At 63.3% G+C, this 13,074-nt stretch carries 10 protein-coding genes, 1 tRNA gene and 1 pseudogene; 1 reads left to right on the top strand and 11 read right to left on the bottom strand.

Features of this window, described 5'->3' with window-relative positions:
* Positions 1 to 8: 8 nt before the first annotated feature.
* From epsE to ACFPOU_RS14035, 6 genes are all read right to left on the bottom strand, one after another.
* Positions 9 to 797, bottom strand: coding sequence for a polysaccharide export protein EpsE (gene epsE, locus ACFPOU_RS14060; RefSeq protein ID WP_379722259.1), 789 nt, complete (start codon positions 795 to 797; stop codon positions 9 to 11).
* 32 nt (positions 798 to 829) lie between these two features.
* Positions 830 to 1,723, bottom strand: coding sequence for an EpsD family peptidyl-prolyl cis-trans isomerase (locus ACFPOU_RS14055; RefSeq protein ID WP_379722257.1), 894 nt, complete (start codon positions 1,721 to 1,723; stop codon positions 830 to 832).
* Positions 1,724 to 1,846: 123 nt separating this feature from the next.
* Positions 1,847 to 2,821 (bottom strand): GDP-L-fucose synthase, encoded by a 975-nt coding sequence (gene fcl, locus ACFPOU_RS14050; RefSeq protein ID WP_379722256.1) that lies wholly within the window; start codon positions 2,819 to 2,821, stop codon positions 1,847 to 1,849.
* A 445-nt stretch (positions 2,822 to 3,266) separates the two neighbouring features.
* Positions 3,267 to 4,649: an undecaprenyl-phosphate glucose phosphotransferase gene (locus tag ACFPOU_RS14045; RefSeq protein WP_379722254.1), complete on the bottom strand. Its 1,383-nt coding sequence runs from the start codon at positions 4,647 to 4,649 to the stop codon at positions 3,267 to 3,269.
* A gap of 10 nt (positions 4,650 to 4,659) precedes the next feature.
* Positions 4,660 to 5,856, bottom strand: a complete 1,197-nt coding sequence (gene epsL, locus ACFPOU_RS14040; protein WP_379722252.1) for an XrtB/PEP-CTERM-associated polysaccharide biosynthesis outer membrane protein EpsL — start codon at positions 5,854 to 5,856, stop codon at positions 4,660 to 4,662.
* Between the two features lie 446 nt (positions 5,857 to 6,302).
* Positions 6,303 to 8,213 (bottom strand): ATP-binding cassette domain-containing protein, encoded by a 1,911-nt coding sequence (locus ACFPOU_RS14035; protein ID WP_379722250.1) that lies wholly within the window; start codon positions 8,211 to 8,213, stop codon positions 6,303 to 6,305.
* 250 nt (positions 8,214 to 8,463) lie between these two features.
* Between ACFPOU_RS14035 and ACFPOU_RS14030 the strand changes: the two genes are divergently transcribed.
* Positions 8,464 to 8,538: transfer RNA gene (locus ACFPOU_RS14030), tRNA-Arg, on the top strand.
* A gap of 79 nt (positions 8,539 to 8,617) precedes the next feature.
* Here the strand turns inward: ACFPOU_RS14030 and ACFPOU_RS23855 are convergent.
* The 5 genes and pseudogenes from ACFPOU_RS23855 to ACFPOU_RS14010 form a co-directional block, all read right to left on the bottom strand.
* Positions 8,618 to 8,848: a hypothetical protein gene (locus ACFPOU_RS23855; RefSeq protein WP_465263288.1), complete on the bottom strand. Its 231-nt coding sequence runs from the start codon at positions 8,846 to 8,848 to the stop codon at positions 8,618 to 8,620.
* Positions 8,849 to 8,865: 17 nt separating this feature from the next.
* Positions 8,866 to 9,461 (bottom strand): annotated as a pseudogene (locus tag ACFPOU_RS14025) (transposase family protein); the annotation flags it as partial.
* Between the two features lie 40 nt (positions 9,462 to 9,501).
* Positions 9,502 to 9,768 carry a PAAR domain-containing protein gene (locus ACFPOU_RS14020; RefSeq protein ID WP_379722248.1) on the bottom strand — a complete coding sequence of 89 codons (267 nt, stop codon included), beginning with the start codon at positions 9,766 to 9,768 and terminating at the stop codon, positions 9,502 to 9,504.
* A 3-nt stretch (positions 9,769 to 9,771) separates the two neighbouring features.
* Positions 9,772 to 11,259 carry a T6SS immunity protein Tli4 family protein gene (locus ACFPOU_RS14015; RefSeq protein ID WP_379722246.1) on the bottom strand — a complete coding sequence of 496 codons (1,488 nt, stop codon included), beginning with the start codon at positions 11,257 to 11,259 and terminating at the stop codon, positions 9,772 to 9,774.
* A 10-nt stretch (positions 11,260 to 11,269) separates the two neighbouring features.
* A complete protein-coding gene (locus ACFPOU_RS14010) occupies positions 11,270 to 13,066 on the bottom strand; it encodes an esterase/lipase family protein (RefSeq protein WP_379722244.1) in 1,797 nt (598 codons plus the stop codon).
* Between the last annotated feature and the right edge of the window lie 8 nt (positions 13,067 to 13,074).

Genomic DNA, 13,074 nt, shown 5'->3' with positions numbered 1-13,074 from the left:
GGCGCCGGTCAGAACCAGCTCTCGCGTACGGTGATCACGTCGTCGACCTGCACCGGATCACTGGAGCGTACCTCGCGCGTCACGGCGCGCCCGTCGGCGTCACGGCGCGTGACGCGCATGCCGTTGTCGCTGCCGCGCGGCGTGAGGCCGCCGCCGGCCGAGATCGCTTGCTGGACCGTCATGCCGCGCTCGATGCGAAACGCGCCGGGCCGTTGCACTTCACCGGTGACGTAGGCACGCGGCGCGCGCTCGACGAAAATGATGTCGCCGCCCGCCACTTCGACGTCCTTGTCCAGCTCGCCCTTGCGGACCATGTCGACGACGTCGATGGATTCGCGTCTTGTCTTGCCGTCGCGGGTACGCACCAAGCTGATGAGGTCGCCTCCCTCGGCGCTGACGCCGCCCGCCATCGCCAGCAGGTCGAGCACCTTGCGCCGTCCCTCGACCGGATAGCGGCCCGGCCGGTTGACCTGGCCCAGCACCGAGACCTGCTGGCTCGCCAGCGTCGTGACGAGCATGTTCACTTCGGCTTTCTTGAGATAGCCGCCTTTTTCGAGCAGGCTGCCGATTTTCCTCTCGGCCGCCGCGACCGACAGGCCGCCGATGGCCACCTGGCCCAGCAGCGGGAAGGTGATCGCGCCGCTTTCGCTCACGCGCGTCTCGACCGACAGGTCGGGACTGCCATGGACCGACAGGCGCAGCACATCGCCCGGTCCCAGCAGCACCTCCGCCGCCCCCGCCAGCCCCGCGCACAGCGCCAGCAGGCCGGCGGCCATCCAGTGTCCCGATGTCTTCATGATCGCTCCTCTCGATGAGTCATGGTCAAGGGTTACTTCAGGCCGGCGACACCGCGGTCGAGGGCGCCATTGTCGGGCGCGGACTGGGCGTCGAGCGCCAGGTCCTTGTTCAGGTATTCGATCTTCGCCCCCTGGCGCAAGCGCGCGACCTCGGCCGCGGCAAGTTCCTTGTTCTTGCGTGTGGCGAGGAACTGCGCGATCTGCGGCGCCGCCACCTTCAGCGGCACCGGCGCCTCGCGGATGTCGGCCAGCGACAGCAGCATGGCGCGCTCGCCTTCGCGGACGCTGAACAGCTGGCCCTTGGGCATGCCCAGCAGTTTTTTCGTCAGCGCCGGATTGAGGTCGGCGGTGCTGCGCGTGACCTGGGCGCGTCCGTACTTGATGTCGTGGACATCGAGCCAGACCGCCACTTCTTCGAGGGAACCGGCCTTGTCCGCCGCCGCGCCCAACTCGGGCGTCAGGTCGCTCGCGGCGATCACGAGCTGGTCCATGCTGAACTGCTTGCGCTGGTCGAAGTAGTCGGGATGCTCGCGGTAATAAGCCTCGACCTCGGCCGGTGTCGGCGCCGGCAGCTTGGCCAGTCGCTTCTGCATGTAGGCCTGGGCCACGATCAGCGAGCGCGCCCGTTCGATGGCGCCCATGACCTTCGGATCGCGGTCGAGCTTTTCGCCCATGGCCGCATGTTCGAGCAGCTCGCGGTCGATCAGGGCCTGCAGCAGTTGCCTGCTCGCTTCCTGCTGCCTGGCCGCCGGCACGCCGGCGCGCTGCAATTCCTCGTTCAATTGCAGCACCGTGATCTCTTCGCCGTTCACGTTCGCGAGCGCCTGACCCGGCTTGGCGCGCGGGGCTTCGTTGCCGCATCCCGCCAGCGAAGCGAGCACGAGCACCAAGCCGGCGGCGGCCCGTACGCATGGCCCGGGTCGCAATCCTCTCCTGCAAGCAATAGTCAACATAGATCCTCGGCGAAAAAAAAGAAAGGCGGCCGGCACGACGGCGGCAAGGACGCTGGCGGCCGCCGCAACAGTCGTGCGCACGACAGGGCTGGCGCATCAGGCCGCGACATTGGCGACCTGCGCGGCAAGAAAGGCGGCATAGGCGCGGCGCAGGCCCTCGCGCAGCGGCGTACTGGCGCTCCAGCCGAGCGCGCGCAGCTTCGAGACGTCGAGCAGCTTGCGCGGCGTACCGTCGGGCTTGCTCGCGTCGAACGCGATCCGCCCTTCGAAGCCGACGATGTCGCGCACCAGGTGCGCCAGGTCGTGGATGCTGACATCGAGGCCGGTGCCGACATTGATGTGCGAATGCATGGGCTCGGTGCTAGCCGCATACGCGTCCGGTGCCAGGTTCATCACGTGGACGCTGGCCGCGGCCATGTCGTCGACATACATGAACTCGCGCATCGGCTTCCCGCTGCCCCAGATGACGACCTCGCCCGCGCCGCCGGCTTTCGCGTCGTGGAAGCGCCGCACCAGGGCCGGTATCACATGGCTGTTCTGCGGATGATAGTTGTCGCCCGGGCCATACAGGTTGGTAGGCATGACGCTACGAAAATCGGTGCCGTACTGGCGGTTGTAGCTCTCGCACAGCTTGATGCCGGCGATCTTGGCCACGGCATAGGGTTCGTTCGTGGGTTCGAGCGCGCCGTCCATCAAGTAGTCTTCGCGGATCGGCTGCTGCGCCAGGCGCGGATAGATGCACGAGGAACCGAGGAACAGCAGCCGCTTCACGCCGGCGCGCCAGGCTTCGTGCACGACGTTCGACTGCACCATCAGGTTGTCGTAGATGAATTCGGCCGGATAGGTGCTGTTGGCGTGGATGCCGCCCACCCTGGCCGCGGCAAGGTAGACCTGGTCGATGCGCTCGGTACGGAAGAAGGCGCGTACCGCCGCCTGGTCGGTCAGCTCGAGCTCGGCGTGCGTGCGCGTGACGATCGTCGCCTGCCCACGGGCACGCAGGGTGCGCACGATGGCCGAACCGACGAGGCCACGGTGACCGGCGACATAGATACGGAGTTCTGGATGATTCAAGGCTTCCTCCATCCGATTGCGGCCAGTCCGCGCTGACCACCGCGCGGGCCGGCCGATGCGCCGCCACCTCACTGCGATGACGGCAACCACGACATCGACAGTGACAGTGACAACGACAGTGACAGTGACAGCGACACTCGCCATCGAGCGCAACGCCCTTGCAAGCGTACCTGTCGTGTACCGCGCACTGCTTGACGAGTATCGAATCGCACAGGCGGTTTTTTGGGGAACCAAAGCCGATTGCAAGGACAAGTTAGCGAATGTGCTGTAAGGCTAAATGCAGCAGGCAAGCATGCGCGTGCGGTCGACGCAGACGCATCGCCACGCGCCCCGGACCTCGCCCATGCACAGGCGCATTCACGCCATCATAGGCAGCCATCGGCCGCACACGACAGCGGTCATCGGCTTGGCATGCGGTGCTTAAGCGGCTCCTAAGCGCTTCGTTTCAAAACGCGTTCTCACGCGTCAAAATCACGCGAACCGTCTTTAAAATGATCCAGAGGTCTAGCCACACCGACCAGTTGCGCAGGTAGTCGAGATCGAACTGGATGCGCGCTTCCATCTTGTCGAGCGTGGCGGTCTCGCCGCGCAAGCCGTTCACCTGGGCCCAGCCGGTGATTCCCGGCTTGACCTTGTGGCGCAGCATGTAGCCCTTGATCAGCTTTCGGTACTGCTCGTTGTGGGCGACAGCGTGCGGACGCGGGCCGACGATGCTCATGCTGCCTTGCAGGACGTTGACGAACTGGGGCAGTTCGTCGAGCGAGGTGCGGCGCAGGAAGCGCCCGATCGGCGTTACCCGCTGGTCGTCCTTGCTTGCCTGCACGATGTGGGCACCGTCGTCGAGCGTCCGCATCGACCGGAATTTGTAGACCATGATTTCTTCGCCGTACAGGCCGTAGCGGCGCTGCCGGAAGATGACCGGTCCCGGCGAGGTGCATTTCACGGCCACGGCAATGGACAGCATCAGCGGCGCGAGCAGGAGCAGGATGGTGCTGCCGAACAGGATGTCACTGGCGCGCTTGACCGTGCTGTTCAGGCCCATGAAGGGGGTTTCGCGGATGGCGATGACGGGCATGCCGCCGACCGTGTCGAACCGTGCCTGCATCAAGTCGAACACATACACGTCCGGCAGGAAATAGACGGACGCCGTGGTGTCCTGCAGTTCGTCGATCAGGCGCCGGATGCGCGGCTGGGCCGATACCGGCTGGCTGATGAAGATGAGTTTGATGTTGTTGCTGCGCACGTAGGCGCCCAGTTCGTCCATCTTGCCGAGCACCGGATGTCCCAGGCCCGGAGGACGGCGCACACCGGCGCGGTCGTCGAAGAAACCGTGCATCCGCATGAACAGGTTCGGCTGCTGCGTGCAGATGCCGGCGAATTTCACGCCGACCTCGTTGGCGCCGACGACGACGACCGAGCGCAGCTCGCGCCCGCGATCGGGCCGCCCCGCCGCGCGCCGCACCACGATGTGGCTGGCCAGCAAGGTGACCGGCGTGGCGAGTGCCCAGGTCAGCAGGACGCGCTCGTCGTAATAATATTTGAGCCCGCTTGCCGACCCGAGGAGGTACAGCACGCCGATCGTCAGGCACCAGCCGAACACGGTGTCGCGCGCATAGGCCAGCATGCGCCCGCTGCGCCAGGTGCGGTAGGGATCGATGTGCTGGTAGATCGCCGAGGAAATGAAGAAGGCGAGGACCATCAGCACCAGCGAATAGCCGGAAAACGGCTCGCGAAAGACGAGCGAGGACCCGTACAGCGAGCCCATGATGATCAGGGGATCGAGTACGCGCTGGAAGAAGGAGATGACCGGAATGTCGTTGACCGCCATCGCATGATGCTCAGAACTGGGCGCTGGCGTCGATGGCGACCGTCGTGGCCTTGAAGTTGCCGATCCCGAGCACGGTCGAGCCGCTGCGGGACTGGCGGAGCAAGGCCGCCGACAGCGTCAGCTTGCGTCTGACCGCCCAGCTTGCCTTGATGCTGGCGGAACGCAGCGCGTCGTCCAGGCCGCCGGAGACGTTCAAGCCGGCGCGCCGGTTGTAGTTGCGCCGCTCGTAGGCGGCATCGGCGTCGACCCGGATCTTGGCGCTCGCGTTCCAGCTTGCCCCGGCGCTGACACCCTTGTTCAGCGTGTAACCGACCACCGCGCTTTCGAGCGGCGCGAAATCGCGCCATAGCGCTGCGCGCCAGGCGAGCTTGCCGTTGGGCTCGTGCAGCACGGTGACGCGCCCGTTGGCGCCGCTGGTGCGCCCTGCCCCGAACGATGGCCGGCTGCGCCACGCATAGCCGGCCAGGCCCTGCACCGTGGTCGAAGCGCTGGCCTTCCAGTCGACCCTTGCCTTGATCTCTTCCTGCCTGAAATCGTCGGTCGGCATGCCCTGGGCGAAGGGACGCCGGTTCGGATACTTGCCGTCGATGCGCCGCAGTACCAGCCCGACGGCGCTGCCGCCGCGCGCCAGGTAGCGGCCCTCGAGTTCGGCCACCTCCTCGGTGCGGTCGTTGAAGGATTGCACGGCCAGCGCGTAGTCGAAACGGTCGCGCGAGAACGCCGTACGCGCTTCCCAGCGCGGGTGCAGTGTCCAGGCGCCCTCGAAAAAGGCGCGGCGCTGCTCGCGCAGGTTGCGTTCGTCGCTGGGGAAATCCGTGTACGGCGCCAGCGTGCGCGCGTAGGTAGCGCCAAGCCGCCCGGAAAAGCGGTTGCCGAGCTGCCAGTGCCAGGCTGCCTGCAGGTCGCGCCCATCGTAATCGAGCTGGCGGAAGTGGTCGAACTTCACTTGCGAGAGCTTGGCGACGGCCAGCACGCGCTGGCGCCGGATGATCTTGTCGTAGACGGCGCCGAATTCGAGCGTGGTCCAGGCATCGGAGCGCTGGTTGTCGAAGGCCGGCGCGTCGTCCGGAATGCGCAGCAGGTTGTCGTCGCGCGCCCAGCCGATCCGCCCGTACAGGTCGAGCGCGGTGCCGGGAATGGCCCAAGCGGGCTCCACGGCGATGGCGCCGGCCAGGAAGGCCAGCGCATGCAAGCGAATTCTCGACATGGCATGTGTCTTTCGGAAAGCAATGCGGGACCGGACTGAAGCTGCACGGCGCACAGGCCGCGCCGCTAGCTCACGACGATACTGAAGAAAACCTTTCGCTTCGACCTGTGCTGGATCAAGCCGCTCCGGATCGTGCGGGCACGCCACACTTTGCCGGCATGCGCCGCGTGCGGCGCGTCTCTCGTCGCTATGCCGGCTGAAATGTGACAGTCGTCCAAGCGCATGAGTTCCGCTGGCGCGCTTGATGCAGCCGCAGGGACAGGCGAGGACCGATGCTAAGGTGTGTCGGGTGCAGTGCGGCGGTGGGCGGAGAACGGCAGGCCCGGACGGGCAACGGGGGCGCATCCGGCAGGCGCGACGCAAGGCGCGTCCGCTGCGGGAAACAGCCCCGGGCCGGGGCTCGGGGCTCGGGGCTCGGGGCTCGAGGCTTTACAACAGAATGCCGCTCAGGCGTCGCCGCGCGAACGCGCTTCGATTTTTTCCCAGCGGTCGAGGGCGTCGAGCAGCAGGTCGTCGATCTCGGCGTAGCGGGCGTTGATGCGGCGCGCGTCGGCAGGGTTCGTCTTGTAGAAATCCGGCGCGTTGAGCTGGGCGGTGATGGCCGATTGCTCGTCCTCGAGCGAGGCAATGAGTTTCGGCAGTTCGTCCAGTTCACGCTGCTCCTTGTAGCTGAGCTTGACCTTCTTCGCAGCTTCGGGCGCGGGTGCCTCGACCGGCCGGACCGCTGCCGGCTTGGCAGGCGCGGCGGTCTGCTGCGGCGCGGCCGCCTTGACGCGTTCCCAGTCGGTATAGCCACCGACATATTCGCGCCACAGGCCCTCGCCTTCGGCGACGATGACCTGGGTCACGACGTTGTCGAGGAAGGTGCGGTCGTGGCTGACGAGGAAGACGGTGCCGGTATAGTCTTCGAGCAACTCTTCGAGCAGTTCGAGGGTATCGATGTCGAGGTCGTTGGTCGGCTCGTCGAGCACCAGGCAGTTGGCTGGCTTGGCGAACAGGCGCGCCAGCAGCAGGCGGTTGCGCTCGCCACCCGAGAGCGACTTGACCGGCGAACGGGCACGCTCGGGCGCGAACAGGAAGTCGTTCAGGTAAGTCATGACGTGCTTGCGCTGGCCATTGACTTCGACCCAGTCGCTGCCCGGTGCGATGGTGTCGGCCAGGCTCGCCTCTTCGTTGAGCTGGGTACGCATCTGGTCGAAGTAAGCGACGTTGAGCTTCGTGCCCAGGCGCGTCTTGCCGCTGTCGGCCGTTTCCTCGCCCAGGATGATCTTGAGCAGCGTGGTCTTGCCGGCGCCGTTGGCGCCGATCAGGCCGACTTTATCGCCGCGCAGGATGGTGCCGGTGAAGTTCGACACGATGACCTTCTCGCCATAGGATTTCGAGACGTTCTCGAGTTCGGCGACGATCTTGCCGGACCGCTCGCCCATGCCGACGTCGAGCTTGATCTGGCCCTGGGTGTCGCGGCGGGCAACACGTTGCTCGCGCAGCGCTTCGAGGCGGCGCACGCGGCCTTCGTCGCGGGTGCGGCGCGCCTGCACGCCCTTGCGGATCCATACTTCTTCCTGGGCCAGGAATTTATCGAACTTGGCGTTCTCGACCTCCTCGTTGGCCAGCAATTCGCTCTTGCGTTCCTGGTAAGTGGTGAAGTTGCCCGGGAACGAAAGCAGACGGCCGCGGTCGAGTTCGACGATGCGGGTGGCCACGTTGTCGAGGAAGCTGCGGTCGTGCGTGATGAACAGGACCGAGCCGCGGAATTCGCGCAGCAGGCCCTCGAGCCACATGATCGACTTGAAGTCGAGATGGTTGGTCGGCTCGTCGAGCAGCAGCACGTCCGGCGCCGAAACCAGCGCCACGGCCAGGGCGACGCGTTTCTGCATCCCCCCGGACAGCGTGCCCATCTTCGCATCGCGGTTCAGGCCAAGGCGGTCGAGCGTGGTGTCGACCTTGTTGTTCAGGTTCCAGCCGTCGGTGGCGTCGAGCTTGACTTGCAAATCGTGCATGCGTTCCATCAGAGCATCGTCGTCGCCCTGGCCGAACTGGCCGGTCAGGGCTTCGTATTCGGCCAGCATGCCTTGCAGTTCGCCCATGCCGGCGGCGACGGCGTCGAAGACGGTCGACTCGGGATCGAAGGTCGGCTCCTGCTCGACATAGGCGATCTTGATATTTTGCTGCATGACGAGCAAGCCATCGTCGAGCTTGAAGCGCCCGGCAATCGTTTTCAGCAGCGAAGACTTGCCGGTGCCGTTGCGTCCGATCAGACCGACGCGTTCGCCGGTTTCAAGGGAAAAGTCCGCGTGATCGAGCAGCGCGACGTGACCGAACGCGAGTTGCGCGGACGAGAGGGAAATGACAGCCATAATCTGAGAACTGGCCACCCGCGGTCATCTCTGCGAGTGCGCGAAGAGGGGCGGTGCGGCGGGAAAAGGTGAAAGAAGCCTCCATTGTACCGATTGCAGCGACGACACTTCCAAATAAGGTGCTTTCGTCGGCTATAATTGCACTCGGTTCACGATACCGGCCTGCCATGCAGGGTCCGCTCGCCGAACCGCAGGCCTGGCCTGCTGTCGTGCCGCCGTGGCCCTGCCGCCATCTGGCGACGCGCGCGTCCTCCCCGTAGCACAATGGATAGTGCACATGCCTCCTAAGCGTGGGATACTGGTTCGATTCCAGTCGGGGGGACCAAATTCTCATAGGTAAAGCAGTCATTCTCAGATAACGGTCCGCCACTAGACGGTGTTTGCCAACGTAGTTGTCGCGTCACTCAAGCTGCTTGCTTAATGCTTCTGGCGGAATCCGTTCTGGATGCAACCGGACTTGGTGCTCCAGCCAGTTTCCTGATGCCTTGCGACCAGCGCTTTGGGTAGCGGTTTCTGGCCTCGTGATAGAGCTGCTCACGGCGCTCCAGAATCGCCGCGTCCTGGCGGCAGTGGCGCTGTGCCGGTGTCACGAACTTCAGGCCGCTGTGCTTGTGGTCCTGGTTGTACCAGCGCACGAATTTCTGCGTCCATGCCGATCATCCGGCGCCGGCACGATCTGGCTGGGCGGCAGACTTGCGAATTTCTCGCTGTTGGCAACGGCCAGGATCTCGGCACGCTCGTCCTCGCTCAGCTTGTTGACGGATTCTGGCTGCATGCTCGTTGGGCGGCTGTCGGCAGCCACGGCATCGTCGCCAGCGCGCACCGCAGCGCTGGAACGCGCGCGGGGCGATACCCAGCTCGATGCAGGCTGGCGCCAGCCGGCTACCAGCCGCCTGCGCCTCACGGATCAACTCGACACATAACAGGCGATCTTGGACGCTGATCAGTCTTCCTCTTTGCCCCCCAGATCGCCTGGGTTTTTTTTCGCAAAATCAGCAGCGCCGCTGCCTCCGCCAGTGCCTTTTCCTTGCGCTGCAAGTCCTTCTCCAATTGCCGGATGTGCTTCTTATCGTCCTTCTACTGCGCCGGCTGGCCGCGCGTCTACTTGGCATTGGCCGCCATGCACGCGGCGCGCCACGTCGCAATCGTCTCTGCGAACAAACCTTTGCGTCGGCAGTATTCCGCCAGTTCGCTTGCGTTCAAAGTAGCCGTTTCCAGCACGACGGCGAACTTGTCTTCCGAGGCCCAACCAGGGGAGCATATGCGCCTGAGATATCAAAGGGCCGAGTTATTGCCCGTTGAAGTTTCCGATAGACGCAATCAGGCTTGCTCCACAAGTCGTCTTATGCCCATCGTAGGCAACGGCAACGCCGTTGATGACGTGACTTGGATCGCCTTCGGCAATCGTGCATTTCTCATGTCCCTTGATGGGACAACTGCAAACGTCACCGACACAGGCGACCGGGATTCCGTCGACCGTGAAATACGTGGCGCTCACACTTTCGACCTTGCCACCATGAGACGTTGCGTCACCCAAGCGAATCACGTTGGGCATCGCTCAGCCTTTCTTATTGGACGGGATATCGTCGCCACGGCCACCTTCCAACCTGGGATCGCTAGCGCCTTTTGGAAGGTCATCAGGGGAAGAGATTTGCGCGGTTGCCGTTGGCTGCACCGTCATGTCTGCAAGAGGTGGCGCATCATCGTAGCTGACCAGTTTCCAGACCGTCCCCGTTCGGTAGGAAGGCCGTTCCCCCTTGAGTTTTTGCCAGATCGACGGCTCACCAATCGCGACCGCATGCGGCATACGGTCGCCGGCCCGGATGTGTTGACCCCGGCTGCCTCCCGCTGGCCGCGGCGCATCGTGTTCCCACCAGCCGGTCTGCGGACAGATGCGCCCGGTTGCGGCGAGTTCGCCCAGCGGCAGATGCGGGCCGGTGTCGGCGGATTTCACCGGCTTGGAACTGGTCGGGCGCACGCGGATGGTGCTGGTGATCTTGTCCCAGACTGCGACGGCTTCATCGTCGGTCAGGCTGGCCTTGGTGGCACCGGCGGCGTTGTCGCCGACGCCGGTTTGGAATTGGATGTCGGCGTACGGTCTGAACGGGTCATGGGGAACGCCCGTGAACTTAGCCTGGAAGTCGTGATAAGAATGGACATGTTCTTCATCGGAATTACGCACGAGGACCTCGTAGCCGGTCTTCCAATCTTGTATCTGGCGCGGGCTTTCGCGGAAAAATCTGATTTTAGCGAGCGCTGCTTTCTCCTCAAACGTGGATGGGTCTTCCTTGATACGTTTCCACTGGGTTTGGAGTGAGTCGCCCTCAGGGTCGTGAGGATTCGATGGTGCGACATAAATTGAGAAATGCGCGTCGGGGAACTCTTTCAAACGAAAGCCAATACGGATGTGCTCCATAAGGTCATCCTGTGTGGGATTTTGTTTATCTGGCAAAAAAGCGTGACCGATGCAGTTGCCTGGTTCGGCAGGGGCTTCGTCGTCGGCACGTTGGCGCAGGCGCCGAGCCATGCTTTTGATGTCTGCGATAGTCTCGTCTTTCTGCTCTTCCAAGGGACGGGCGTCAATAACGACGCCGTCGTTATTCAACTTGAAGTAGCCACTGATTTTCAGCATGCCGATCGCTTCAAAACCGTCGTACCCTGTGACTATTTGTCCTTCAGGCTGGCGCATGTCGTCCACTGAAATCAGCAAGGGGATGTTATTAAGGTAAATGGCCTTTTCACTTTTCAGCTCGTCGACGAACGTCTGGGCCAATCCCTTAACTTCTTCCACGCCGTCGTGGTAGATGGTGACGTCCAGCGGGACAATGGTTCTTCCCCAAGCGACGGTTGCCGATGCCGGCACCTCGACCATGAACCGGCCGAAGCAGACAGTTTTCGTTTTCTCGAACAAGGGTTGCAGGCGGGGAGTAAGGGCGGTCATGTTCGGCGTCTTCCATTCTTTCGGGTGGGGGTCGCATGCCGCGAGCAGCAGGCTCACGGCAGCAAGCGGAACAAGGATGAGGCGTCTTATGGTGGTCGGGTACATGGTATTCCTTTCAGCATTTCCAGCTTGCGTTCTGGGCGATGCGCACGATGCTGTACAAGGTCGAGGCGATAGCCCGTGGATCCTTGTAACTGGACTGGTGTTCGTAACCGGTCTGGCGGAACACGCCCTTGAACATGCCGCTGTTTAGCTGGTGGTCGGCGGACCTGGCGGGCACCGTCTGATCGCCAGGTGCGCTTGCTGGAAGAATTGTCGCGTGAATGGATTTATTACCACTTGGGTTTGAAATCGGCGCCGTAGAAGCCTTGCTGAGATTAGGACTGGGGATGGAGGGGCTCTCTGCAAATGTCTTGCCACGGTAGTTGACATCCCAACGGACCAGTTCGAGCTTCCCTTGTTTGGTATCGCTGATAATAGGCCAGTCCTGCCACCCACTGGGGTCGGCACAGTTCCTGATTTCCCATACCACTTCGCCAAAGCTTTGTCGCCCGCGGTCGGCACCATAATGGGCGTAACTGTTGGGGTGGTAAGTGCCCGCGATCGTCTGATGAAATTGCCGGGCCTGATCCAGATACCTGCACGTTCGTGCGAACGTTCCGCCCCCTTGCTTTGGCGTGTGGTTGGATGGATTGATCCAGTCCTCCCGGAACAGCGCATACCATTTGCTGCGGAGCTTGTAGATTTCACGGTAGGGATCGCCCTGTTTCGGCCAGGTCTCCAGGTCACGCCCATCGTGACGCACCCGCAGCCAGCCGTTGCCGTAGGATTCGGTAGGCAATAACTGCAGTGCGCCCGGAGCGTTCGCCAGCACCGCCGTCACTTCGTCGCCATAATTGCCGGCCACCTTGGCGGCAAGGCTTTCCTGCGGCGAGCTTATCATGCCCGGATCCTCGAATCCCGCCCGCATGCGTTTGTAGGCGGCCGGCGCGCCGATAGCCGGCATTACGCCGTGCACGATGCCCAGCACCTTGTCCTGCAGATTGCCATAGGCCGGATGCACCAGCGCCCGGCCGACCAGCCCGCCCATCGAATGGGTGACGACAATCACCTGGTTGCACTCATAGCCGACACCGTTCAGGTCATTGATGACCTTGTTGATGCGCTTCGCGATGATTTTCGCGCTATCGCCGTTCGACTGCAGCCAGTTGTACCCGAATGCATACACGGCGAACCAGCAGCCGGCGGCAACCTTCTTGAGCTCGTCCTCGCTTAGGGCCTGCTGAGGCAACTTGGAATCAGGGCTCCATGCTTGTGGATTGACGCCGACGACGTCGCGCCACTCCTGCCGGACCTTACCCCCGGAGAAAGTATTGTTCAGACGCGACTCGAGATGCTGTAGCAGCTCACCATAGCTCTTGAAGAGGACTTCGCCCCAGCCGCGCGCCCGCGCCTTTTGGACCGCAGTACGCCCGTTCGGCATGGTCGGCGGGTCGCTCGTCAGCAGAGGAGAATTAAAGTTTTCCCCCAAGGTCACATTGCCATGCCGTCCATCGCCCGTGACGTCAGACGGCCCGGAAGGATCGTAGATATCGACCGTGGTTTGCAGCGGATCTAGTCGCAGTTGGCGTTCACGCGGCGGGCTCTTCGCATTCTTGCCGATGTTCGACGCCCCAAGCGCATCTGGACGCCACGCAATATTGTCGCTCTGCTTCAACTGTTTCTGCCGCTCGGCGCTCATCCGCAAATTCGACCCCATGATGCCCGGCAGAAAAATTACCGGCAGCACCCGCTTCGGCAGCATCCGCGCACACTGCGGCTTCTTGTCCTGCTTCGGTGTCGCAAACCCTTCGGCTTTGCGGGCCGCGCCGGCATGATGTTGCGCAGGCAAAGGATGTTCGGCAGTCGTCATCACATGCT

This window comes from Massilia jejuensis, from assembly GCF_042656795.1.
Lineage (GTDB): Bacteria > Pseudomonadota > Gammaproteobacteria > Burkholderiales > Burkholderiaceae_D > Telluria > Telluria jejuensis.
This window is presented reverse-complemented; position numbering and strand designations above follow the sequence as displayed.